Origin of the sequence: Pseudomonas sp. 2822-17 (genome assembly GCF_002742485.1) — a bacterium.
In the GTDB taxonomy this organism is placed as follows: Bacteria; Pseudomonadota; Gammaproteobacteria; order Pseudomonadales; family Pseudomonadaceae; genus Aquipseudomonas; species Aquipseudomonas cyclaminis.
In genome coordinates this window covers 24,784-49,213 of sequence record NZ_LJRZ01000049.1, presented here as the reverse complement: position 1 = coordinate 49,213, position 24,430 = coordinate 24,784, and the positions used below count along the sequence as shown (strand labels likewise).

Genomic DNA, 24,430 nt, shown 5'->3' with positions numbered 1-24,430 from the left:
GTCTTGCGGCTTTTTTGCGCTGGTCAAACCCTGGGCCGATGGCTATAACTTAAGGCCTAGCCAAAGTGACACCCCCGCACGCTGGCGTTGTGAGTGTTGCTTATGCCGATGCAAGCCGTTCGCCCGAAAATCCTAGGTTTTATCAGTGAGCAGGCGTCGGCTTGGCTGGTGGCATTGGTGGTGTTTCTGGCCGGCGGTGCGCTGACGCTCATAGTCGCCTGGGCGGCCTCCGACCTCTATCAACAACAGGTGCGCCAGCGTTTTCAGTTGCTGGTCAACGAGCGCTATACCCGTCTGCAGGAACGCTTCGACGATCAGGAGCAGCGCCTCAACAGCATTCGGCGGTTTTTCGTCAATTCCGACGAAGTGTCTCGCGAAGAATTCGATGGTTTCGCCCAGCCTTTACTGTTGCGCACCCGTGCCTATTCTTGGGCGCCGCGGGTGTTTCGCGATCAGCGCAGCCAGTTTGAACACGCGGTGTCCCAGCAGCGCGGCGTGTCTTTTGTCATCCGTGAATTAAATACTGCCGGTGAGCTGGTTCCGGCGCGCGAACGCGATGAATACGTGCCGGTGCTCTACAGTCAGACCCAAAGCCTGCTGGGCTCACCCCTGGGTTTTGATCTGCTGGCTCAACCGCTGCGGCGTTCAGCCCTTGAACGTGCACAAAAGAGCGGCAAGCTGGCGGTGTCCCAGCCCATGCAACTGGTCGGCGTCGAGCCTGCCTACGCTACCGGTGTGTTGCTGGTGGCGCCGGTCAGCCACCTGCCCACCTCCGATCAGTCCCAGAACGAGCCCTTTGGCTACGTGATGGCGGTGATCAGCATGCGTCAGTTAGTGGCCGATGGTTTGCCCAAGCCGGAACGGGACAACCTGGTGATGCAGATCGTCGATACATCCGACCTGGACAAACGCGTGCTCTATGAGACCAGCAATACCGTGGGAAGCAGCGACCTGCTCGGTGCGCGACGTCTTACCCTGGGTGACCATGTATATGCCCTGACCTTGCGTCCGAGCCAGGTGTTCGACCAGTCCAACCATTCCTCCCTGACCACTATCCTGACCATGGGCGGCTTGCTCAGCCTGTTGCTCGGCGCTTTGCTCTATGTGCTGGTCAGTCAGCGTCAGCGCGCCGTGAAACTGGTGGAGCAGCGCACCGTGCAGTTGCGTCTGCGTGAGCAGGAGTTGCGCGGTGCCCACGGTCAATTGCGCAGCGTGCTGAATGCTGCGACCCAGGTGGCAATCATTGCCACCGACTTGCGCGGTGTTATCAATACCTTCAACGCCGGTGCCGAGCAGATGCTCGGGTTATGCGCCCAGCAGGTGGTGGGCAAATTGACCCTTGAAAGCCTGCACCTGGCGCCGGAACTGGAAGCCCGTGCTGCCAGCCTGAGCGTGGCCCTGGGCAAGCGAATCCCGGCCAGCCAGGCGATGCTGGTGGAGAGCCCCGACAACCTGCACGAAGCCCGCGAATGGACCTTGGTGCGCGAGGACCGCAGCCAGTTGACCGTGACCATGCTGGCCACGGTGCTGCTGGATGATCACGGTTTGTGGATCGGGCACCTGGCGATCTACCTGGACATTACCGAGCAGAAACGGGCGTACGAAGCGTTGGCGGCCCGCGACCGCCTGCTCAAGAAACTCAGCGCCCATGTGCCGGGCGGGATCTTCCAGTTCACCCTTGAGCCCCACGAAAACTGGCGGTTTATCTATGCCAGCGATGGCATGCGCGACATTTATGAAATCGAAACCGGGGTGTTGCAGCAGGACGCGAAGAAGGTCTTCGAGCGTATCCACCCCCTGGACCTGGAGCGGGTACGCGCCTCGATTCGCCTGTCGGCATTGCAGTTGAGCCATTGGCGTGAAGAATACCGGGTGCTGTTGCCGCAGCGCGGTTTGCGCTGGATTCGCGGCGAGGCCACCCCTGAAGAATTACCGGGTGGCGGTACGCTGTGGCATGGCTATGTGTCGGACATTTCCGATTTGAAGCGGGTTGAAGAGGAGTTGCGTGCGCTGTCCATCACTGACTCACTGACCGGGATCCACAACCGCCGCTACTTCCAGGACCGCCTCAGGGCCGAAATGGCGCGACTCAACCGGACCAATGGGGCGTTGTCGGTGATCATGCTCGATATTGACCACTTCAAGCGCATCAACGACAAGCACGGGCACGCGGTCGGCGACGCAGTGTTACAGGAGTTGTGCAAGCGCATCAGCGAACGCTTGCGCCGCACCGATGTGTTCTGCCGGCTGGGTGGTGAGGAGTTCATGGTGCTGTGCCCCCACACGGATGGGGAGCACGCCTATAGCTTGGCGATGGAGCTGTGGCAGTCACTACGCAACGAGCCGATGGAAACGGTGGGCATCGTCACCGCCAGCTTTGGCGTGGCCAGTTGGCGGATCGACGAGTGTATTGACGGGTTGTTGCTGCGCGCCGACTCGGCTGTGTATGTGGCCAAGCAGGCGGGCAGGGATCGGGTGGAGGCGGAGCGGCTTCGGGCTTGATTAACAGGGTCTTTCAGGCAAGCCAGCTCCCACCTTGGATCGATGTCGTTATTTAGAGCACAGGCGCAGCCGCTGCCAGTTTAGGCTGGCGATACAGGTCCAGCAGCACCTGATCCAGCACCGACGAGGCGCCCCATGGCTTCGGATCGTTGAGAATCGCCACCACCGCCCAGGTATTGCCGTTGTTGTCGCGGCTGAACCCGGCAATGGCGCGCACGGTGTTCAGGGTGCCGGTCTTGACGTGGGCTTCGCCGCGCATGGCCGTGGTCTTCAGGCGTTTGCGCATGGTGCCGTCGGTGCCGGCAATCGGCATCGAACTGATGTACTCCGCAGCGTAGGGGCTTTTCCAGGCGGCTTGCAGCATCGCCGCCATCTCACGGGCGCTGACCCGTTCGGCACGGGACAGGCCGGAGCCGTTCTCCATCACCAGATGTGGCGCAGTAATGCCTTTTTTCGCCAGCCATTGGCGCACTACGCGCTGCGCGGCCTTGGCATCATCGCCGTCGGCATCGTTGCGAAACTGGGCGCCCAGGCTCAAGAACAGCTGCTGGGCCATGGTGTTGTTACTGTACTTGTTGATGTCGCGGATGATTTCCGCCAGGTCCGGCGAGAATGCACGGGCCAGCACCTTGGCATCCTTGGGCACGGGCGCCTGGATATCACGGCCCTGGATGCTGCCGCCCAGTTCCTGCCAGATTGCCCGCACGGCGCCGGCGGTGTACGTGGCATGGTCGAGCAGCGACAGGTACGTCTGCGAGCTGCAGCCTTCGGCCAACTGTCCGCTGACGGTCACTGTCATGCTGCCATCGGCGGCAGTGACCGGGTTGTAGCGCACGTCGCCGGTGCACTGCTTGGCGTTGGAGACTTTGACCTGGTTGTCGATGCGGATGCTGGCAATGGGGGGCTCGACCGACACAATCACGCGGCCCGAGTCGTTGCGGGTCACAAAGCGCAGGGCCTTGAGGTTGACCAGCAGCGCATCCGGCTTGACCAGGAACGGTTTGTTCTCGTCGTTACCGTCGTCATTGAATTCAGGCAATTGCGGTTGGTTGAAGAAACTGCGGTCTAGCACCAGGTCGCCGGTGACTTGCTGCACTCCATTGGCGCGCAGGTCACGCATCAGCAGCCAGAGTTTTTCCATGTTCAGCTTGGGGTCGCCGCCGCCCTTGAGGTAAAGGTTGCCGTGCAACACGCCACCACTGAGCGTGCCGTCGGTGTAGAACTCGGTTTTCCACTGGTGGTTGGGGCCGAGCATCTCCAGAGCCGCGTAAGTGGTGACCAGCTTCATGGTCGAGGCGGGGTTCACCGAGACGTCAGCATTGAAAACCGTGGGGGTGCCGGGGCCATTCAGAGGAATCATGACCAGGGACAGGGCGGTGTTTTGCAGCTTGGCTTTGGCAAGTGCCTGCTGGACATTTGGTGGCAGGGTGGTGTTGACGGGGGCAGCGGAGACGGAAAACGCCAGTGGCAGAATAAAACCGGCAAAAAATACGGAACGCAAAGATTTGATCATAAGAAGTAAAACCCTACTGCTGAGGAGGGTGAAAAAGGTGAGGGGTAAATAAGAAAAATCCCTCATTGGTCATGAAAGTGTCGGCATTATGCCCCAAGGTGGGCGCACTTGTAGCTGAACCATAGCTGGAAATCGGCGTTTTTTTGCAGGCATTGCACCGCCTGTCCCAGAGAGTCGGGCAATTGCCGCCTTAAACTGCTAAAGTGCCGCCCGTTATTACTTATGAGGATTGTTCCAATGGCGACTAACCGTTCCCAGCGTCTGCGCAAAAAACTGTGCGTTGATGAATTTCAAGAGCTGGGTTTCGAACTGAACCTGGACTTCAACGAAGGCCTGAGTGAAGAAGCTATCGACGCTTTCCTCGAAGCATTCATCAAAGAAGCCATGGAAGCCAACGGTCTGGGCTATGTCGGCGGCGATGACTTCGGTCTGGTTTGCCTGCAGAAGCGTGGTTCGGTCTCCGAAGAGCAGCGCGCTGCCGTCGAAGCCTGGCTGAAAACCCGTTCCGAGCTGACCAAGGCTGAAGTCAGCCCGTTGCTGGACGTGTGGTATCCGGAAAAGCCGATCAACGCGGCTAAGTGATACTGAAAAAAACGGCGACCTGAGGGTCGCCGTTTTTTTATGCCTTGCGCCAGTTCAGAATCAGCAGCGTCAACACCCCCGCCACAATTCCCCAGAACGCCGACCCGATGGAAAACAACGTCAAGCCTGACGCGGTGACCATAAAGGTGATCAGCGCCGCTTCCCGTTCCTTCGGCTCATTCATGGCGATACTCAAGCCATTGATGATCGAGCCAAACAATGCCAAGGCCGCAATCGACAGCACCAGTTCCTTGGGCAGTGCTGCGAACAATGCCGCCAATGTGGCGCCGAACACGCCTGCAATCCCGTAGAAAACCCCGCACCACACCGCTGCGGTGTAGCGTTTATTGCGGTCTTCATGGGCATGAGGTCCGGTGCAGATGGCGGCGCTGATCGCCGCCAGGTTGATGCCGTGGGAGCCGAACGGTGCCAGCACCAGCGAGGCCAGGCCGGTGGCCGTGATCAGTGGCGAGGCGGGCACGTTGTAGCCGTCGGCGCGCAGTACCGCGACGCCGGGCATGTTCTGCGAGGTCATCGCCACCACGAACAGCGGAATGCCGATGCTGATCGTCGCCGCCAACGAGAAGTGCGGCGTGGTCCAGACCGGCGTCGCCACTTCCAGGTGGAAGCCGCTGAAATCCAGCAAGCCCATCAGCCCTGAAAGCGCGGTGCCGATCACCAGCGCGGCCAGCACCGCATACCGTGGCGAAAGGCGTTTGATGATCAGGTAGGTGAAGAACATCCCCAGCACCAGGCCGGTGCGATGCTGCGCCGCGACGAAAATCTCGCTGCCGATCTTGAACAGGATCCCCGCCAGCAAGGCTGCCGCCAGTGAAGCCGGAATGCGCTTGACCAGCTTTTCAAAGCTGCCGGTCAACCCGCAGAGGGTCACCAGCACCGCGCAGGTGATGTAGGCACCGATGGCCTCGCCATAACTCACGCCGCCCAGGCTGGTGATCAACAGCGCCGCGCCCGGTGTGGACCAGGCAATGGTGATCGGGGTGCGGTAGCGCAGGGACAGGCCGATGCTGCATACCGCCATGCCGATGGAGATTGCCCAGATCCACGAGGAAATCTGTGCGGTGGTCAAGCCGGCAGCCTGGCCGGCCTGGAACATCAGCACCAATGAGCTGGTGTAGCCGGTCATCATCGCGATAAAGCCTGCGACAATGGCCGAGGGAGAAGTGTCGGCCAGTGGGCGCAAAGGCGCTTGGGTGGCGTCGGTCATGGAGAGGCGTTCCTTTTACCTGGGTGTTTGCCGGTGAAGGCGCAGATTCAAGCCTAAACTCAAACGTAACGACTCATTGCAATACAGCCGCCGGCGCAAACAGCCGTACAGTGTGTTGGCGCATTCGGTTGTGTACAATGTGCCCTGTTTTTAGGTGATACTTGCCAGCGACCGTCGCTTGCCGTATTACCGTTAATTCGCCGCCGTTCTCCAAACCCGAGTGCCCATGAACGAACAGTTGCAACCTCTCAAGAAACAACCGCGAGCCGGCAAGGCCGGTCGCAGCGGAACCCAGGACGATATTGTCTACGCGCATATCTTCGAGGCCATCCTCGAACAACGCCTGGCGCCCGGCACCAAATTGAGCGAAGAGGCACTGGGCGAAATCTTCGGCGTCAGCCGCACCATCATTCGTCGCGCCCTGTCGCGCCTGGCCCATGAAGGCGTGGTGCTGCTGCGGCCCAATCGCGGTGCGGTGGTGGCGAGTCCAAGCGTCGAGGAAGCACGCCAGGTATTCCTCGCCCGGCGCCTGGTGGAGCGGGCGATCACGGAGTTGGCGGTACAGCATGCGACCGCCGAACAACTGGCCGAGCTGCGCCAGATGGTCAACGACGAGCGCGACAGTTTCTCCCGTGGTGATCGAGGTGCGGGTATCCGCCTCTCCGGCGAATTCCACCTCAAGCTGGCCGAAGCGGCGAAGAACGCGCCGCTGATCAGCTTCCAGCGCAGCCTGGTGTCCCAGACTTCATTGATCATCGCCCAGTACGAAAGCGGCAATCGCTCGCACTGCTCCTACGATGAGCACACCCAGTTGATCGACGCGATTGAAGCGCGGGACGCGACACTGGCGGTGAATTTGATGATGCACCACATGGATCACATCGACAGCAAGCTCAACCTCGATGAGGAAAGCGCGTCGGATGATTTGCATGCGGTGTTTTCTCACCTGCTACAGACTAAAAAGCCTGGGCGCTCTTCTGTAAAACTGTAATTTCCCTGATTCACTTGGGACAAAAATGTGGGAGGGGCTTGCCCCCTCCCACATTGGTTTTGTGTTGTGGCTGAGATCAGCGTTGGTGTACGAGCTGGCCCGCCGCATACGTCTGCAACACCGTCCGATCATCCCCCAGCGTCATCAGCACAAACAACCTCTCGGCGATGTCGTTCGCCTGTTTCAAGCGATAGCTGAGCAGCGGCGTGGCGTTGTAGTCCAGCACCAAAAAGTCCGCATCCGTACCCCGCTGCAACGTACCGATCTTGTCCTCCAGGCGCAGCGCCCGCGCACCACCCAGCGTCGCCAGGTACAGCGACTTGAACGGGCTCAACCGCGCGCCCTGCAACTGCATGACCTTGTACGCTTCGTTCAAGGTTTGCAGCAGCGAGAAACTGGTGCCGCCGCCCACGTCCGTACCCAAGCCCACATTCAGTTTGTGCTTCTCAGCCATCGGCAGGTTGAACAAACCGCTGCCGAGGAAGAAGTTCGAGGTCGGGCAGAACGCGACAGCCGAACCGGTCTGCGCCAACCGCGCACATTCGTCATCACACAGGTGCACGCCATGGGCAAACACCGAACGCTCGCCCAGCAGTTTGTAGTGGTCGTACACGTCCAGATAGCCTTTGCGCTCCGGGAACAGTTCCTTCACCCACTCGACTTCCTGCTTGTTCTCACTGATGTGAGTCTGCATGTACAGGTCCGGGTATTCCCCCAACAGTTGCCCAGCCAGCGCCAGTTGCTCGGGTGTGCTGGTCGGTGCAAAACGCGGGGTGACCGCGTAGTGCAGGCGGCCCTTGCCGTGCCAGCGTTCGATCAGCGCCTTGCTTTCCTGGTACCCGGATTCGGCTGTGTCTGTCAGGTAGTCCGGCGCATTGCGGTCCATCATCACTTTGCCGGCAATCATGCGCAGGTCGAGTTTCTCGGCCGCTTCGAAGAACGAGTTCACCGACTGCGGATGCACGCTGCCGAACACCAACGCCGTGGTGGTGCCGTTGCGCAGCAGTTCCTTGATGAAAATATCCGCGACTTCCTCGGCGTGGGCCTTGTCGGCGAACTGGCTTTCACACGGAAAGGTGTAGGTGTTGAGCCAGTCCAGCAGTTGCTCGCCATAGGCGCCGACCATGCCGGTTTGCGGCAGGTGGATATGGGTGTCGATCAGGCCGGGAGTGATCAGCGCGTCCTGGTAATGGGTGACTTCAATATCGGCCGCCAAGGTCGGCAGTAGGTCGCTAGCATGGCCGACGGCGCTTATCTGGCCGTTGTCGATTACCAGCAGGCCGTCTTCAAAATACTCGTAGGACGCTTCGATCCCAACGATGGCGGGGTCGGCGATGCTGTGCAGGATGGCGGCGCGGTAGGCTTTGCGAGTCAAAGGCATGGTGATCTCAATTTGTGGCTTGGCTGCGGCGTGACACCGGCAGCAGTTTGGCAATCGGTTCGGCGCTCGCAGTGTGCTGGCCGAAATTGGCGTTATAGGTGGCGATGATTTCGCCGGCGATGGAGATGGCGATTTCCACCGGTAATTTGCCCTTCACCTCGGTGAGGCCCATAGGGCAGCGCATGCGTTGCAACTGCGCGGCATCGAAGCCACGGTCACGCAGGCGGTGTTCGAACTTGACGCGTTTGGTCTTGGATCCGATCAGGCCAAAGTAGGTGAAGTCGTTGCGCTTGAGCAGAGCGGCGGTGAGTTCCAGGTCCAGCGCGTGATTGTGGGTCATGACGATGCAGTAACTGCCCACGGGCAAGTCGGCAATTTCGTCGACCGGTTCTTCGCTGACGATTTTACGCACGCCCTGGGGGATATGTTCCGGGAACTCCTGATCACGGGAATCGATCCAGCGCACGCGGCACGGCAGGCTCGCCAGCAGTGGCACCAGTGCGCGGCCGACGTGGCCGGCGCCAAATACCGCAATCTGTGCCTGCACCTGGCCCATGGGTTCGAACAGCAGCACGGTCACGCCGCCGCAGCACTGGCCCAGGCTGGCGCCGAGGCTGAAGCGCTCCAGATGGGTGCTTTGCTGGCCGCGCACGAGCATGTCCCGGGCGATTTGCATCGCCTTGTATTCCAGATGCCCGCCGCCAATGGTGTCGAAGGTCTGCGCGGCGCTGATCACCATCTTCGAACCGGCATTGCGCGGCGTGGAGCCGAGCTCTTCGATGATGGTCACCAGTACGCAGGGTTCGCCCTGGTTTTGCAGGTCGGCGAGGGCGCTGATCCAGTTGTTCATAGTCACCTCTTGTGGTGTCTGTCAGGCCGTCATCGGGGGCAAGCCCCCTCCCACATTTGATGGCATTCACATCTCAAAATGTGGGAGGAGGCTTGCCTCCGATGGCAGCGCCTCGGTCCTAAAGCGGAGCCATCTCGGTTTCGGTTTCAACCGGCACAACCGCCTGCAACTTGCGCATCTGCTCACACCCCCATAGCACCCGCTCCGGCGTTGCCGGCGCATCAATCTTCGGCTGATGGCGATAGTCACCCAGGCTCGCCACCGCATCCTTGATTGCACACCAAGACGCGATCCCGAGCATGAACGGCGGCTCACCCACGGCCTTGGAATGGAACACCGTGTCTTCCGGGTTTTTGCGGTTTTCCACCAGCTTCACCCGCAGGTCCAACGGCATGTCCGCCACCGCCGGGATCTTGTAACTGGCCGGGCCGTTGGTCATCAGCTTGCCCTTGTTGTTCCACACCAACTCTTCCATGGTCAGCCAGCCCATGCCCTGGATAAAGCCGCCTTCCACCTGGCCGATGTCGATGGCCGGGTTCAGCGAGGCGCCCACGTCATGCAGGATGTCGGTGCGCAGCATTTTGTATTCGCCGGTGAGGGTGTCGACGATCACTTCGCAGCAGGCCGCGCCGAATGCGAAGTAATAGAACGGCCGCCCGCGTGACTGGCTGCGGTCGTAGAAGATTTTCGGGGTCTTGTAGAAGCCAGTGCTCGACAGCGAGACCTGGGCGAAATACGCCTGTTGAATCAACGCCTCAAAGGTCAGGATCTGGTCGCGCACGCGCACATGGCCGTTGTGGAATTCCACGTCCGCCTCACTCACGTCGTATTTGCGCGCGGCAAACTCCACCAGCCGTTGCTTGATGGTTTCGGCGGCATTCTGTGCGGCTTTGCCGTTCAGGTCCGCACCGCTGGAGGCAGCGGTCGGCGAGGTGTTGGGCACCTTGTCGGTGTTGGTGGCGGTGATCTGTACGCGGTCGATTTCCACCTGGAACACTTCGGCCACCACCTGCGCGACCTTGATATTCAAGCCCTGGCCCATCTCGGTGCCGCCGTGGTTCAGGTGGATGCTGCCGTCGGTGTAGATGTGGATCAGCGCACCGGCCTGATTGAGAAAACTGGCGGTGAACGAGATGCCGAATTTCACCGGGGTCAGCGCCAGGCCCTTTTTCAGGATCGGGCTGTGGGCGTTGTACAGGCGGATCGCTTCGCGGCGCTCGGCGTATTGGCTGCTGGCTTCCAGTTCGGCGGTCATCTCTTCGAGCATGTTGTGCTCGACGGTCTGGTAGTAGTGGGTGACGTTGCGCTCGGTCTTGCCGTAGTAGTTGGCCTTGCGCACCGCCAGCGGGTCCAGCGCCAGATGGCGGGCGATGGCGTCCATCACTTCTTCGATGGCGACCATGCCTTGGGGGCCGCCAAAACCACGATAGGCGGTGTTGGACGCGGTGTTGGTCTTGCAGCGATGGCCATTGACCGTGGCATCGCCCAGGTAATACGAGTTGTCGGCGTGGAACATGGCGCGGTCGACAATCGAGTTGGACAGGTCCGGCGAGCAGCCGCAGTTTCCGGCCAGCTCCAGGTTGATCCCATGCAGGCGGCCGCTGTCGTCGAAGCCCACGTCGTATTCGATATAGAAGGGGTGGCGCTTGCCGGTCATCAGCATGTCTTCCACACGCGGCAGGCGCATCTTGGTCGGCTGGCCGGTGAGGCGTGCGACCACCGCACACAGGCACGCCGGGCTCGCGGCCTGGGTTTCCTTGCCGCCGAAACCACCGCCCATGCGGCGCATGTCGACGACGATTTTGTTCATCGACACATCCAGCACTTCGGCCACCAGCTTCTGCACTTCGGTGGGGTTTTGCGTGGAGCAGTAGACGATCATGCCGCCGTCTTCGGTGGGCATCACCGAGGAAATCTGGGTTTCCAGGTAGAAGTGCTCCTGGCCACCGATGTGAAGGGTGCCCTGGATGCGGTTTTTCGCCGTGGCGAGTGCGCCGGCCGAATCGCCACGCTGGTGTGTGTGGCTGTCGAGCACGAAGTGTTTGTTGCGGTACGCCTCGACCACATCCAGCACCGGCTCCAGGTCTTCGTATTCGATCACGGCGGCCATGGCGGCCTTGCGTGCGGTGTCCAAATCCCGGGCGGCTACGGCGAGCACCACTTGGCCGACAAACTGCACCGTGTCGATGGCCAGCAGCGGGTCGCCGGGCATCAGCGGGCCGATGTCTTTCAGGCCCGGCACGTCTTCGTGGGTGATGGCGATGCGCACGCCTTCGAAGGCGTAGCAAGGCGCGGTGTCGATGCTGATGATCCGGGCGTGGGCGCGGTCGGACATGCGCGCATACAGGTGCAATTGGTTGGGGAATTCCAGGCGGTCATCGATGTACTGCGCCTCACCGCTGACGTGCTTGGCGGCGCTGTCATGCTTGACGCTGCGACCGACCCCGGACGTCAGGTCCTGGGCGAACAGTTCGGCGAGTTCGGCCTGGGTTTTTTCCACGGCGTGATGGTTAGACATAAGCGGTCACCCGAGTCTCGATGTGCGGCGTTTGCAGCTCGATGAAGTATTTGCGCAGCAGGTTCTGTGCGCTGAGCAGGCGGTATTCCTTACTGGCGCGGAAGTCCGACAGCGGGGTGAAATCCTCGGCCAGGGCGGCGCAGGCTTTCTCCACGGTGGCAGCGTTCCAGGTGGCGCCGACCAATGCGGCTTCGCAGCGCTTGGCGCGTTTAGGCGTGGCGGCCATACCGCCGAAGGCCACGCGAGCTTCGCCGATCACGCCGTTATCGAGCTTCAGGTTGAAGGCTGCGCACACGGCGGAAATATCATCGTCCAGGCGCTTGGAAACCTTGTACGCCCGGAACAATGTGTGGCCCTTCGGCACGATGATTTTCTCGATGAATTCGCTGTCCTGGCGTGCGGTCACACGGTAATCGATGAAGTAGTCTTCCAGGGCCAGGGTACGGCGCACATCGCCTTTGCACAGCACAATCTGCGCGCCGAGGGCGATCAGCAGCGGCGGCGAATCGCCAATCGGCGAGGCGTTGCCGATATTGCCGCCCAAGGTGCCCTGGTTGCGGATTTGCAGGGACGCGAAGCGGTGCAGCAACTCGCCGAAGTCCGGGTATTCGTGGTGCAGCGCGGTGTAGCAGTCGGACAAAGCGGTGGCGGCGCCGATTTCCAGGCGGTCGTCGAAGGCTTCGATGCGCTTCATTTCTTCGATGTTGCCGACATAGATCATCACCGGCAGCGTGCGATGGAACTGGGTGACTTCCAGCGCCAGATCGGTGCCGCCGGCCAGCAGGCGGGCTTGCGGGTAGGCGTCATAGAGGTCGGCCAGGTCGGCCACGGTCAGCGGCACCAGGCAGCGTTTGTCGCCGCTGTTGAGTTCGCCGGTCTGGGTCGGCGCAATGGCTTTGAGGCGCGCGATGGTCTCGGCCTGGCGGCTGTCGAACTGATCCACGGGTTTGTTGCAGCAGGCCTGCTCGGCGGCGGCCAGAATCGGGCGGTAGCCGGTGCAGCGGCACAGGTTGCCGGCCAGGGCTTCGTGGGCCTTTTGGCTGTCGGGGGCGTCGCTGTTCTTTTGCAGGGCGAACAGCGACATCACAAACCCAGGGGTGCAAAAGCCGCACTGCGAACCGTGGCACTCGACCATGGCCTGCTGCACGCTGTGCAGTTGGCCCTGGTGCTTGAGGTCTTCGACGCTGATCAGTTGCTTGCCGTGCAGCGACGACACAAAGGTCAGGCACGAGTTAAGGCTGCGATAACGAATCTGCTCGACGCCTTGATCGTCGCGATGCAACTCGCCGACCACTACGGTGCACGCACCACAGTCGCCGCTGGCGCAGCCTTCCTTGGTACCGGATTTGCCCACGTGCTCGCGCAGATAGTTGAGCACGGTCAGGTTGGGGTCCAGGGCGTGCTCGCTACGGAGTTCCTGGTTAAGTAAAAACTGGATCACGGAAGGCCTCGCAGACTCATTATTGTTGTTAACCGCTTTGCGCCGAATCTAGTCATGTCTGACTTTTCGGTCAATGGTTTTCTGACCTAAGGGTCAAGAAAAAGCGATCACAACACATTCAATTATGGTCCAGTCTTCTAGAACCGGCGTTTTTTGCGGGCTGGCGCCGCTCAACCGCTGCTTGTTTCATGCCAAATTCGCCACGGTGGGCGTAGCGCCATCAGCCAGCCAATGCGCTACACTGCCGCGCTTGTACCGATAGAAGATTTTGAAGGGAAAACATGACGTTCAAGGCGCCGGACAGTCTCGCCGAGCAAATCGCTCACCACCTCGCCGAACGCATCATTCGCGGCGATCTCAAGCCTGGGGAACGCATCCAGGAACAGAAAGTCACGCTGGCGCTGAATGTCAGCCGTGGTTCCGTGCGCGAAGCCTTGCTGATCCTCGAACGGCGCCACCTCATCGCGATCCTGCCGCGCCGTGGTGCCCATGTAACCGAGCTCACCGCACACAAGGTCCAGAGCCTGTGCACGCTGATGAGCGAGCTGTACATCCTGCTCGGCAATGCCGTCGCTGAAGGCTGGCAGACCCAGGCCGACATGGCGCCGTTCGTGCAGATCCAACAGCGCCTGGTGACCAATTTCGAGCGTGAGGACATCCGCGCCTTCGTCGAAGAATGCTTCAACGTGATGCGCGCCGCGTACCCCTTTGCCAATAACCCGTACCTGCAGGAAACCGTCGAGAACCTGCAACCGGCGATGAACCGTGCCTATTACCTGGCCCTGGATCAGCGCAAGGCGTCCATGAGCGAGTACCTGGCGCTGTTCGAGCAACTGCTCGCCGCCGTGCTGGCCCGTGACGTGCCGCAGATTCGCCAAGTGCTGTCGGCCTACTGCCAGCGCAGCAGCTCGCTGGTCATCGCAGCGTTGGCGGACGCCTAAGCGTGCGGCTCAAGTGCATCAAGCTGGCGGGGTTCAAATCCTTCGTCGACCCGACCACGGTGAACTTCCCCAGTAACATGGCGGCAGTGGTCGGGCCCAATGGTTGCGGCAAGTCGAACATCATCGACGCCGTACGTTGGGTGATGGGCGAGAGCTCGGCCAAAAACCTGCGCGGCGAGTCGATGACCGACGTCATCTTCAACGGCTCCACTAGCCGCAAGCCGGTGAGCCAGGCCAGTATCGAGCTGGTGTTCGATAACTCCGACGGCACCCTGATCGGCGAATACGCGGCCTACGCGGAAATCTCCATCCGCCGCAAAGTCACGCGCGACAGCCAGAACAGCTACTTCCTCAACGGCACCAAGTGCCGTCGACGCGACATCACCGATATCTTCCTCGGCACCGGCCTGGGCCCGCGCAGTTACTCGATCATCGAGCAGGGCATGATCTCCAAGCTGATCGAAGCCAAGCCCGAAGACCTGCGTAACTTCATCGAAGAAGCGGCCGGCATCTCCAAGTACAAGGAGCGCCGCCGCGAGACTGAAAACCGCATCCGCCGTACCCACGAAAACCTCGCCCGCCTCACCGACCTGCGCGAAGAGCTGGAGCGCCAGTTGGAACGCCTGCACCGCCAGGCCCAGGCAGCCGAGAAGTATCAGGAATACAAGGGCGAAGAACGCCAGCTCAAGGCGCAACTCTCGGCCCTGCGCTGGCAGGCGCTGAATGAGCAGGTGGGGCAGCGCGAAGCGATCATCGGCACCCAGGAAATCAGTTTCGAAGCACTGGTGGCCGAGCAGCGCAACGCCGATGCCAGCATCGAGCGACTGCGCGACGGGCACCATGATCTGTCCGAACGCTTCAATCTGGTGCAAGGCCGCTTCTATTCGGTGGGCGGCGATATCGCCCGCGTCGAGCAAAGCATCCAGCACGGCCAGCAGCGCCTGCGCCAATTGCAGGACGATCTCAAGGAAGCCGAACGTGCGCGGCTGGAGACTGAATCCCACCTGGGCCACGACCGCACCTTGCTGCTGACGCTGGGTGAAGAGCTGGACATGCTCACCCCCGAGCAGGAAATTACCAGCGCTGCTGCCGAAGAAGCCGCAGCGGCGCTTGAAGAATCTGAAACCACCATGCACGGCTGGCAGGAGCAGTGGGACGCTTTCAACCTGCAATCTGCCGAACCGCGTCGCCAGGCCGAGGTGCAGCAGTCGCGCATCCAGCAACTGGAGACCAGCATGGAGCGCCTGGCCGAGCGCCAGCGTCGTCTGCAGGAAGAGCGTGTGCTGCTCGCCGCCGACCCGGAAGACGCGGCGATCATGGACCTCAGCGAGCAGCTCGCCGAAAGCGAGATGACCCTCGAAGAGCTGGAAGCCAGCGAAGAGCAGCAAGTGGAGCGCCTGGAGCAATTGCGTCAGCAACTGCAACAGGCAACCCAGGCCCAGCAACAGGCCCAGGGCGATTTACAGCGGCTTAACGGGCGGCTGGCGTCCCTTGAAGCCTTGCAGCAAGCCGCGCTGGACCCTGGCACCGGCACCGCCGAATGGCTGCGCGACCAGCATCTGGCCGAGCGCCCGCGCCTGGCGGAAGGCCTGAAGGTCGAAGCCGGTTGGGAGCTGGCGGTGGAAACCGTGCTCGGCGCCGATCTGCAAGCAGTGCTGGTGGATGATTTCGGCGGCTTTGACCTGGCCGGGTTTGCCCAGGGCGACCTGCGATTGCTTAGCCCCGCCGCCGATGGCACGCGGGTGCCGGGTAGCCTGCTGGACAAGGTCGAGGCCGCGATTGACCTGTCGCCATGGCTGGGCCAGGTCAAACCGGTGGATTCCCTGGAGCAGGCCCTGGCCCAGCGCGGTCAGTTGGCGGCCGGCGAAAGCCTGATCAGCCGCGACGGCTACTGGGTCGGCCGGCATTTTTTGCGGGTGCGCCGCGCCAGTGAAGCCGAGAGCGGCGTGCTGGCCCGTGGCCAGGAAATCGTCAGCCTGATCGCCGAGCGCGAAGAGCGTGAAGCCACCCTCGAAAGCCTGGAAACTGAATTGCAGACCCTGCGCGCCACCCAGCGCCAGCAAGAGACCGGTCGCGAACACCTGCGCCGCCTGTTGCAGGACGAGGCGCGCCAGCAAGGCGAACTCAAGGCGCAGCTGTCGGCGAGCAAAGCCAAAGTCGAGCAACTGACCCTGCGCCGCACCCGTCTTGATGAAGAAGTCGCCGAGATGGGCGAGCAACGCGCCCTGGAACACGAACAGATTGGCGAGGCGCGCCTGCACTTGCAGGAAGCCCTCGACAGCATGGCCCTCGACACCGAGCAGCGCGAACTGCTGCTGGCCCAGCGCGACAGCCTGCGCGAACGCCTTGACCGCGTGCGCCAGGAAGCCCGGCAGCACAAGGATCACGCGCACCAACTGGCGGTACGCCTTGGCTCGCTGCGTGCCCAGCATGATTCGACACGCCAGGCCCTGGAGCGCCTGGAGATGCAATCCGAACGCCTCACCGAAAAGCGCGAGCAACTGAGCCTCAACTTGGAGGAGGGCGAAGCGCCGCTGGAAGAGTTGCGCCTCAAGCTCGAAGAGTTGCTCGACAAGCGCATGGCCGTCGACGAAGAACTCAAGACCGCACAGATCGCCCTGGAAGATGCCGACCGCGAGTTGCGCGATGCGGAAAAGCGTCGGACTCAAGCCGAGCAGCAATCCCAACTGATCCGCGGCCAGCTCGAACAACAGCGCATGGAATGGCAAGCCCTGACCGTGCGCCGCAAAACCCTGCAAGACCAGTTGCTGGAAGACGGCTACGACCTGCACGGCGTGCTCAACACCCTGACCGCCCAGGCCAACGAGAAAGACGCCGAAGAAGAGCTTGAGCGCATTGCTGCACGGATCCAGCGCCTGGGCGCGATCAACCTCGCGGCCATCGATGAATATCAGCAGCAGTCCGAGCGTAAACGTTATCTGGATGCTCAGGACGCCGATCTGGTCGAAGCCCTGGACACCCTGGAAAACGTGATCCGCAAGATCGACAAGGAAACCCGTAACCGCTTCAAAGATACCTTTGATCAGATTAATAGCGGTTTACAGGCGTTATTCCCAAAAGTTTTCGGCGGTGGCAGCGCTTACTTGGAACTGACGGGCGAAGATCTACTCGATACAGGGGTAACGATCATGGCGCGGCCTCCGGGCAAGAAGAACAGCACCATCCATTTGTTGTCCGGCGGCGAAAAAGCCCTGACCGCACTGGCCCTGGTATTTGCCATCTTCAAGTTGAACCCGGCGCCGTTCTGCATGCTCGACGAAGTTGACGCACCGTTGGATGACGCGAACGTTGGACGCTACGCACGACTGGTCAAAGAGATGTCCCAGACCGTGCAGTTCATCTATATCACCCACAACAAGATCGCCATGGAAATGGCTGATCAGTTGATGGGCGTGACGATGCATGAACCGGGCTGTTCGCGTTTGGTCGCGGTGGATGTCGAAGAAGCGATGGCGATGGTGGAATCTTGAGTTGCGCCATGACAGAAAGTTTTCAGCGCGTTGAAGGGTGATTTACCGGTCTAGGGAAAGTGGCAAATGGACATATTTGTTCAAGGCATTTTGACAGACGGTGTAAAGTTATCTTTGGTCGTGCTAGTTTAATGTCAATTTTTCGTGTGCGTGGGCAAAACGTCAGTCAGAACATAGAGTTGGCGCCACGTTTTAAAGCGGTTTGCACGGTGCTAAACCCCTTATTTTTCAGCATTTTTTATTAGAGGCACGGGATTACATGGAAATCGGTCTGCGCGAGTGGCTGATCGTCATCGGCATTATTGTCATTGCCGGTATTCTTTTTGATGGCTGGCGCCGCATGCGCGGTGGCAAGGGCAAGCTCAAATTCCGTCTGGACCGCAACCTGTCCAACTTGCCTGACGACGACGGCAGCGCCGAGCTGTTGGGGCCGCCCCGTGTGCTGGATACCCATAAAGAGCCGCAGCTGGACGAACACGACTTGCCGTCGATGAGCGCGCCGTTGCGTGAAGCCCGTGAACCGTCTTCCAAGCGTGGCAAGCGCGCCAACGCCGCCGTGGCCGAGCCCCATCAGGGTGACCTGAACCTCGACGTCGACGAAGGCCCGAGCTTCAGCAGCCGCGACGATGATTTCCCGGACGAAAACGTCGGCAAGACCAGCAGCGCCGCGCGCCAGTCGGTCAATGATCAGCCGGCCGCCGAAGAAGTCCTGGTGATCAGCGTGATCTGCCGCGACGCCGCCGGCTTCAAAGGCCCTGCGCTGTTGCAGAACATCCTCGAAAGCGGCCTGCGTTTTGGCGAGATGGATATCTTCCACCGTCACGAAAGCATGGCCGGCAACGGCGAAGTGCTGTTCTCCATGGCCAACGCGGTCAAGCCGGGCACTTTTGATCTGGACGACATCGACCTGTTCAGCACGCCGGCGGTAAGCTTCTTCCTCGGCCTGCCAGGCCCGCGTCACCCGAAACAAGCGTTCGACGTGATGGTGGCCGCAGCCCGCAAGCTGTCCCAGGAACTCAACGGCGAGCTCAAGGACGACCAACGCAGCGTCCTGACTGCCCAGACCATCGAACATTACCGTCAGCGTATCGTCGAGTTCGAGCGTCGCGCCCTGACACAGAAACGCTGAGGTTCGATCTTAAGCGTTGTCTGTAGAATCCGTGCACTAACATATTGAGCAGCTTCGGCTGCTCTTTTGCTTTATGAGAGAACACCCATGACCGCCGCCCATACCCGCATCCTCGAACTGCGCGCTGAACTGGATCAGCACAACTACCGTTACCACGTCCTCGACGAGCCGAGCATTCCGGACGCCGAGTACGACCGGCTGTTCCACGAGCTCAAGGCTCTGGAGGCCGAGCATCCGGACCTGGTCACGCGGGATTCGCCGACGCAGCGGGTCGGCAGTGCGGCGTTGTCGGCGTTTACTCAGGTCAAGCACGAGATTCCGATGCTCAGCCTGGGCAATGCCTTTGATGAAACCACCATGCTGGAGTTTGATCGCCGGGTGACCGAAGGGCTCGACCTGCCGGTGGGTGATCTGTTTGGCAGTGGCGCAGCGGTGGAATACAGCTGCGAACCCAAGCTCGATGGCCTGGCGGTCAGCCTGCTGTATCAGGATGGTGAGCTGGTACGCGGCGCCACCCGTGGCGATGGCACCACGGGTGAGGACATCAGCGTCAACGTGCGCACGGTGCGCAACATCCCGCTGAAGCTGCATGGCACCGGCTGGCCGGCGACCCTGGAAGTGCGCGGTGAAGTGTTCATGTCCAAGGCCGGTTTCGAGCGGCTCAACGCCTCGCAGCTGGAAGTCGGTGGCAAGACCTTCGCCAACCCGCGCAACGCCGCCGCCGGCAGCCTGCGTCAGTTGGATTCGAAGATCACCGCCAGCCGCCCGCTGGAATTTTGCTGCTATGGCGTGACCACGGACATCAGCGACACCCATATCGGCAACCTGCAACAGTTGCAGAAATGGGGCATGCCGATCAGCCATGAGCTGAAGCTGGCCAAGGGTATCCAGGATTGCCTCGACTACTACCGGGATATCGGCGAGCGGCGTAACAGCCTGCCCTATGAAATCGACGGCGTTGTCTTCAAGGTCAACAGCATTGCCGCCCAGCGTGAACTGGGCTTCCGCGCCCGTGAACCGCGCTGGGCCATCGCCCATAAATTCCCGGCCCTGGAAGAGCTCACCGAACTGCTCGACGTGGAATTCCAAGTCGGCCGCACCGGCGCCGTCACCCCGGTGGCGCGCCTGAAGCCGGTCAAGGTCGCGGGTGTGACCGTGTCCAACGCCACCTTGCACAACATGGACGAAGTGGCGCGCCTGGGCGTGATGATCGGCGATACAGTGATCATCCGCCGCGCCGGTGATGTGATCCCGCAAGTGGTGTCCGTGGTGCTTGAGCGCCGTCCGGTCGATGCCCGCGCAGTGCCGATCCCCGAGCGTTGCCCGGTGTGCGGCTCCCACGTGGAGCGCACGCAACTGGTCAAGCGCAGCAAGGGTAAGGAAACCATCAGTGAGGGCGCGGTGTACCGCTGCGTTGGGCGCCTGGCCTGTGGGGCGCAGCTCAAGCAGGCGATCATTCATTTCGTCTCGCGCCGGGCCATGGACATTGATGGCCTCGGCGACAAGACCATCGAGCAACTGGTGGATGAAAAACTCATCGGTTCGCCAGCCGACCTCTACAAACTAAAGTACGAGCAGATCATCGACCTGGAAGGCTTCGCCGATGTTTCCAGCAAGAAGCTGATCGCCGCCATCGAAAACAGCAAGACGCCGACCCTGGCGCGCTTTATCTACGCCCTGGGCATTCCGGATGTGGGCGAGGAGACCGCCAAGGTGCTGGCGCGCTCCCTGGCTTCACTGGAGCGCGTGCAGCAGGCCTTGCCGCAAGTGCTCACGTACTTGCCCGACGTGGGTCTTGAAGTGGCGCACGAGATCCACAGCTTCTTTGAAGACAGTCATAACCAGCAGGTAATCGGCGCACTCCTGTCGCCAAACGAGTGTGGGCTGCAATTGCAGGATCAGGGCGACCTCAGTGCCGAGTTCGCCGCCAGCACCACACTGGGCGGTTTGCTCGACAAACTGCACGTACCGTCCGTGGGCCCTGGCGCCGCGCAGAAACTGGCGGACAAGTTCGGCACCCTGGAAGGTGTGATCAAGGCCGACTGGCTGGACATGCGCCAGGCATTGCCCGAGAAGCAGGCCAAGGCTGTGCGCGAGTTCTTCGACAACCCGGACAACGCTAACCTTGCCCTGGCCATCGAGCAGCAGCTCAAGGACTTCGGCATGCACTGGCAAAGCGAGAAAAAGGTCGTCGAAGGTTTGCCGGAGGCCGGACACACCTGGGTCCTCACCGGCTCCCTGGAGCTGATGAGCCGCGACGTGGCCAAGGAGAAACTCGAAAGCCTCGGCGCCAAGGTGGCCGGTTCTGTCTCGGCGAAAACCCACTGCGTGGTGGCGGGGCCGGGCGCGGGTTCGAAGTTGGCCAAGGCCAGCGAGCTGGGCCTCAAGGTACTCGATGAAGAAGCCTTCGTAGCCTTCCTGGCCAAGCACAACATCACCGTCTGACGTGGCATGGTTTTCTGTAGTGAGCGGGCTTGCCCCGCGCCGGGCTGCGCAGCAGCCCTGTAGGAAAGTGGAACGATCCCAAGCGCTAAATGATCTAGTCTCAGTCACCTAGGGAGAGATCGCCATGTTCCGCTACTTCGAGCAACTCAGTTCGCGCATCGCCGCACCGTTCATGGCCGAATCCTCGCGTAACAGCAAGGTCTGGCAGTGCCGTTGCGGCCAGTCCTTGTTCTTTCGCAACAGCCAATGCCTGGCCTGCGCGGCGCTGCTGGGCTACCAACCCCAGCAAAGCCGCCTTTCCTCATTGCAGCCCGGCCCCGTCGATGGCACCTGGTTGCAGGACGACAATCTGGACGCCGGCGCCTTTCGCCGTTGTGCCAACCTCGACACCCCGGCCGCCTGCAACTGGCTGATCCCGGCCCACAGCACCGCACCGCTGTGCGTGGCCTGTAGCCTCAATCGCACCATTCCCGACCTGTCGATCCCGGAAAACCCCGAACGCTGGCGCAAGGTGGAAACCGCCAAGCGCCGGTTGGTGGCGCAACTGATCAGCCTGGGCCTGCGCGTCGTGCCCAAGAGCGTTGACGAAGACACCGGCCTGGCCTTCGACTTCGTCGGTATCGACCTGGAAGGCAACGCGCCCATGACCGGCCACGCCAACGGCCTGATCACTCTCGACATCAAGGAAGCCGACGACGCCCACCGCGAGAAAATCCGTGTACAGATGCGCGAGCCGTACCGCACCTTGCTCGGTCACTTTCGCCATGAAGTTGGCCATTATTACTGGGATCGCCTGATTGCCAATACCCACTGGCAGCAACCTTTTCGCACCCTGTTTGGCGACGAACGCGCCAGTTACGCCGACGCCCTCGACCAGCATTACCAGAATGGCCCGCGTCCGGACTGGCAGCAAACCTGCGTCAGCGCCTACGCCACCATGCACCCGTGGGAAGACTGGGCCGAAACCTGGGCCCACTACCTGCACATGATGGACGCCGTCGACACCGCCCTGGGCTTTGGCATGAGCGCCCGTGAGATGGACCTGGATTATCAACCGTTCCCCCTCACCACGCTGTATGACCCCGAACACCCCAGCGGCCCGGCATTCCTGTCGTTCGTCAACGCCTGGATCGAACTGGCCGGCATGCTCAATGAACTGTCACGCGCCATGGGCCAGCCGGATTTCTACCCGTTCGTGCTGCCACCGGCGGTGATCGCCAAGCTGCACTTCATCCACCTGGTGATCCAGGAAGAGGGCGGCCGGGCGGATGAGGTACTGCAGGCACAATGATCAGCCAATGAGGGAGAAGCTGGTGACCATGGCAAGTGCTTGAACCCCTTCATATTTTTAATCCGTCACCAACGGTTGTAACTTCCGATGAGATCGGTACAATGGCCCCGCTTGCCGAGAGGCAGGCGTCGTTATGGTGACCCCATCGGTCCCCCCGCAACGATTACCCGTGAACCTGGTCAGAGCCGGAAGGCAGCAGCCACAGCGGGAACATTGTGTGCCGGGGTGTGGCTGGTGGGGTTGCCTCCATAACGCTCTTCCTTGCAATACCCCCTTCGATTCAAATCCAAATTATTTATTTTCAGTCAACTGCCATTGTTTTATTGCGCGGTCGATGACGGCTGTTTCACAACTTTCCAAACCCTCTCTGGACAACCCCAGACCGCCTTGTTAGTTTGCGCCGGCCACTTGTTTCAGAGTGTGACAAGGGTACTGATTTGATATTGAAGTGCTATCACTTCTTTAACTAACAAGGATGTCTGTGATGAAAAGCCTGCAAGGGTTACCCCGTCTTATCACTGCGTCGGTAGGTGCGGCCGGTAAAGCCCGAAACTTGCCTGCCGATGTTCAGTGCATCCAGTATTTATTCAATTTGATCATTCCCAAGATGGGGTTCCCGCTGGCTGAAAACGGCAAGTGCGACGGCCAGTTGGTGCAGTGCATCAGCCAGTATCAATTCCGTCATCTCAAGTACGCCCACCCTGATGGCGTGATCGACCCCACCGGCCGCACCTTCAACAGCCTGATCGAAGAAGCGGTGAAAGTGCCGGTGAAGGCCTTTCCGAGCATGCGCATCCCGACTTTTCTCAACGTGTTCGGCAACAATCAGGGCGATGCGGTGCAGGCCACGGTCAACGTGTACCTGGACCGCATGCGCGCGATGATCGAGGCCGAGCGGCGTAACCGGCAATTGATGCTCCAGGCCACGTGCGACGGGGGCATGACCCTCAGCGAAACGGACTTCCAGAACGCCGCCACGCAACTGGGCAGCGGTATTTCGGTGAATATCATCAAGGCGTTCGCAACCGTGGAGTCGGGCGGGCGCTCCGGCTTCGGGCCGGCCAAGTTGCCGGTGATCGCCTTTGAAGGGCACCTGTTTCGCAAATACACCAAGCACATCTACGACCAGGCGCACCCGCTGCTGTCCTACCCCTACAAGAAAAAGGCCGGGCCGCAGTGGCAGGCGAACAACAAGGACCAGGCCAAGGCTTGGGAAACCATGGCCACCGCATTTGCCCTGGACCAGGAAGCCGCCTTGATGTCGGCTTCGTGGGGCATGTTCCAGATCATGGGCTTCAACTTTGCGTCGTGCGGTTACAAGACGGTGTTTGAGTTTTCGGCGGCATTAAAGGTCAATGCCGGCAATCAACTAAAGGCATTCCTCGGTTTTTGCAGCAAAAGCCCTGCGTTGATGAAAGCCATGAAGGCCAAAGACTTTACCGGCATGGCGCGTAACTATAACGGTGAGGACTACGGCAACTACGACGTCCTTATGCAAAAAGCCTACGAAAAACTTGAAGGGAAAAAATAGGATGATCCGTTTACTCGCGATAGGTGTGTTGTCGTTGTGCGCTGTGGCGCCAGCCATGGCCGGTTCGGCCGCGCTGCATTCGGGCAAGTACGAAGGGCTGATGCTGGCGGTGACGCCGGAACATCAGGTCGAAGGTTTCTACGCAGAATCAATGGGTGAGGGCGTAACACGCAGTTGTGCGTTCTACCTGCAAGGCAAGCCCGGCGCGCTCACCACCTGGCTCGACGACGCCTACCCTGGCAGCGTGGCGCCGTCGTCCGACGGCGTGACCCTGACCGTGGAGGAAGGCCGTCAGCATCCCGGCTGCATCAACGTCCTGATGCCGGAGATCGCCACGGGCCTGGACCTGACCCAGACCGCCAGCAAGCAGTGGATCGGTCTGGTCACCGTATCTGCCGACAAGGCTTACTTGCAGAAAACACCGGGCGCCAAGGTGGCCAAGCGTCCTTATATCGTCAAGAACGATGTGGTCGGTGTGCTGGCGTTCAAGGATGGCTGGGCCCAGGTTGAGTTCATCAATGCTGACGACCGCTCGTTCAAGGGCTGGATCAGTCAGGATCAGTACGCGCGGTTGGCTGCACCCAAAAGCTGATCTC

16 protein-coding genes and 1 other RNA gene are annotated in these 24,430 nt (G+C 60.8%); 11 read left to right on the top strand and 6 right to left on the bottom strand.

From position 1 onward, the window contains the following. Positions 1-102: 102 nt before the first annotated feature. The gene (locus tag AOA60_RS00365) at positions 103-2,502 is read left to right on the top strand and encodes a diguanylate cyclase (protein WP_099582692.1); all 2,400 of its coding nucleotides are present in this window, start codon (positions 103-105) and stop codon (positions 2,500-2,502) included. Positions 2,503-2,554: 52 nt separating this feature from the next. On the opposite strand, the gene dacB is transcribed toward AOA60_RS00365, so the two are convergent. Beyond that, positions 2,555-4,015, bottom strand: a complete 1,461-nt coding sequence (gene dacB, locus AOA60_RS00360; protein WP_099582691.1) for a D-alanyl-D-alanine carboxypeptidase/D-alanyl-D-alanine-endopeptidase — start codon at positions 4,013-4,015, stop codon at positions 2,555-2,557. Between the two features lie 237 nt (positions 4,016-4,252). Here dacB and AOA60_RS00355 point away from each other — a divergent pair, with 237 nt between their 5' ends. Next, entirely contained in the window at positions 4,253-4,597 is a 345-nt protein-coding gene (locus AOA60_RS00355; protein ID WP_016979277.1) for a YggL family protein, read from the top strand. Positions 4,598-4,634: 37 nt separating this feature from the next. Here the strand turns inward: AOA60_RS00355 and AOA60_RS00350 are convergent, their stop codons facing one another. Then, entirely contained in the window at positions 4,635-5,825 is a 1,191-nt protein-coding gene (locus AOA60_RS00350) for a benzoate/H(+) symporter BenE family transporter (RefSeq protein WP_099582690.1), read from the bottom strand. A 226-nt stretch (positions 5,826-6,051) separates the two neighbouring features. Here AOA60_RS00350 and AOA60_RS00345 point away from each other — a divergent pair, with 226 nt between their 5' ends. Continuing rightward, positions 6,052-6,816 carry a GntR family transcriptional regulator gene (locus AOA60_RS00345; RefSeq protein WP_017134778.1) on the top strand — a complete coding sequence of 255 codons (765 nt, stop codon included), beginning with the start codon at positions 6,052-6,054 and terminating at the stop codon, positions 6,814-6,816. A gap of 76 nt (positions 6,817-6,892) precedes the next feature. Here the strand turns inward: AOA60_RS00345 and guaD are convergent, their stop codons facing one another. The 4 genes from guaD to xdhA form a co-directional block, all read right to left on the bottom strand. After that, on the bottom strand, positions 6,893-8,197 hold the full coding sequence (gene guaD / locus AOA60_RS00340) for a guanine deaminase (RefSeq protein WP_099582689.1): 1,305 nt from the start codon (positions 8,195-8,197) through the stop codon (positions 6,893-6,895). A gap of 7 nt (positions 8,198-8,204) precedes the next feature. Then, the gene (gene xdhC / locus AOA60_RS00335; RefSeq protein WP_099582688.1) at positions 8,205-9,047 is read right to left on the bottom strand and encodes a xanthine dehydrogenase accessory protein XdhC; all 843 of its coding nucleotides are present in this window, start codon (positions 9,045-9,047) and stop codon (positions 8,205-8,207) included. Between the two features lie 118 nt (positions 9,048-9,165). Further along, on the bottom strand, positions 9,166-11,565 hold the full coding sequence (gene xdhB, locus AOA60_RS00330) for a xanthine dehydrogenase molybdopterin binding subunit (protein ID WP_099582687.1): 2,400 nt from the start codon (positions 11,563-11,565) through the stop codon (positions 9,166-9,168). Next, positions 11,558-13,006 (bottom strand): xanthine dehydrogenase small subunit, encoded by a 1,449-nt coding sequence (xdhA, locus tag AOA60_RS00325; RefSeq protein ID WP_099582686.1) that lies wholly within the window; start codon positions 13,004-13,006, stop codon positions 11,558-11,560. The genes xdhB and xdhA overlap by 8 nt, the downstream gene beginning before the upstream one ends. A gap of 281 nt (positions 13,007-13,287) precedes the next feature. Here xdhA and AOA60_RS00320 point away from each other — a divergent pair, with 281 nt between their 5' ends. The 8 genes from AOA60_RS00320 to AOA60_RS00285 all read left to right on the top strand — a co-directional run bounded on the left by AOA60_RS00320 (position 13,288) and on the right by AOA60_RS00285 (position 24,426). Then, positions 13,288-13,947, top strand: a complete 660-nt coding sequence (locus AOA60_RS00320; protein WP_099582685.1) for a GntR family transcriptional regulator — start codon at positions 13,288-13,290, stop codon at positions 13,945-13,947. A 2-nt stretch (positions 13,948-13,949) separates the two neighbouring features. Then, complete coding sequence (gene smc, locus AOA60_RS00315; RefSeq protein ID WP_099582684.1) at positions 13,950-17,438, top strand: chromosome segregation protein SMC; 3,489 nt, start codon at positions 13,950-13,952, stop codon at positions 17,436-17,438. 259 nt (positions 17,439-17,697) lie between these two features. Continuing rightward, positions 17,698-18,567 (top strand): cell division protein ZipA, encoded by an 870-nt coding sequence (gene zipA, locus AOA60_RS00310; protein WP_099582683.1) that lies wholly within the window; start codon positions 17,698-17,700, stop codon positions 18,565-18,567. 87 nt (positions 18,568-18,654) lie between these two features. Next, positions 18,655-21,012: an NAD-dependent DNA ligase LigA gene (gene ligA / locus AOA60_RS00305; protein ID WP_099582682.1), complete on the top strand. Its 2,358-nt coding sequence runs from the start codon at positions 18,655-18,657 to the stop codon at positions 21,010-21,012. A gap of 124 nt (positions 21,013-21,136) precedes the next feature. After that, positions 21,137-22,303 (top strand): putative zinc-binding metallopeptidase, encoded by a 1,167-nt coding sequence (locus tag AOA60_RS00300; protein WP_099582681.1) that lies wholly within the window; start codon positions 21,137-21,139, stop codon positions 22,301-22,303. A 143-nt stretch (positions 22,304-22,446) separates the two neighbouring features. Further along, positions 22,447-22,543, top strand: an RNA gene (ffs, locus tag AOA60_RS00295) — signal recognition particle sRNA small type. A 244-nt stretch (positions 22,544-22,787) separates the two neighbouring features. Next, a complete protein-coding gene (locus AOA60_RS00290) occupies positions 22,788-23,834 on the top strand; it encodes an N-acetylmuramidase family protein (RefSeq protein WP_099582680.1) in 1,047 nt (348 codons plus the stop codon). Between the two features lies 1 nt (position 23,835). Next, a complete protein-coding gene (locus tag AOA60_RS00285) occupies positions 23,836-24,426 on the top strand; it encodes a hypothetical protein (RefSeq protein ID WP_099582679.1) in 591 nt (196 codons plus the stop codon). Positions 24,427-24,430: the final 4 nt, after the last annotated feature.

Bases quoted from the DNA above. Each gene is read 5' to 3' on its own strand.
- AOA60_RS00320 (WP_099582685.1), top strand. From the start codon at position 13,288: ATGACGTTCAAGGCGCCGGACAGTCTCGCCGAGCAAATCGCTCACCAC.
- AOA60_RS00355 (WP_016979277.1), top strand. From the start codon at position 4,253: ATGGCGACTAACCGTTCCCAGCGTCTGCGCAAAAAACTGTGCGTTGAT.
- AOA60_RS00290 (WP_099582680.1), top strand. From the start codon at position 22,788: ATGAAAAGCCTGCAAGGGTTACCCCGTCTTATCACTGCGTCGGTAGGT.
- ligA (WP_099582682.1), top strand. From the start codon at position 18,655: ATGACCGCCGCCCATACCCGCATCCTCGAACTGCGCGCTGAACTGGAT.
- xdhB (WP_099582687.1), bottom strand. From the start codon at position 11,565: ATGTCTAACCATCACGCCGTGGAAAAAACCCAGGCCGAACTCGCCGAA.
- zipA (WP_099582683.1), top strand. From the start codon at position 17,698: ATGGAAATCGGTCTGCGCGAGTGGCTGATCGTCATCGGCATTATTGTC.
- xdhC (WP_099582688.1), bottom strand. From the start codon at position 9,047: ATGAACAACTGGATCAGCGCCCTCGCCGACCTGCAAAACCAGGGCGAA.
- AOA60_RS00285 (WP_099582679.1), top strand. From the start codon at position 23,836: ATGATCCGTTTACTCGCGATAGGTGTGTTGTCGTTGTGCGCTGTGGCG.
- AOA60_RS00300 (WP_099582681.1), top strand. From the start codon at position 21,137: ATGTTCCGCTACTTCGAGCAACTCAGTTCGCGCATCGCCGCACCGTTC.
- AOA60_RS00345 (WP_017134778.1), top strand. From the start codon at position 6,052: ATGAACGAACAGTTGCAACCTCTCAAGAAACAACCGCGAGCCGGCAAG.
- dacB (WP_099582691.1), bottom strand. From the start codon at position 4,015: ATGATCAAATCTTTGCGTTCCGTATTTTTTGCCGGTTTTATTCTGCCA.
- AOA60_RS00350 (WP_099582690.1), bottom strand. From the start codon at position 5,825: ATGACCGACGCCACCCAAGCGCCTTTGCGCCCACTGGCCGACACTTCT.
- AOA60_RS00365 (WP_099582692.1), top strand. From the start codon at position 103: ATGCCGATGCAAGCCGTTCGCCCGAAAATCCTAGGTTTTATCAGTGAG.
- guaD (WP_099582689.1), bottom strand. From the start codon at position 8,197: ATGCCTTTGACTCGCAAAGCCTACCGCGCCGCCATCCTGCACAGCATC.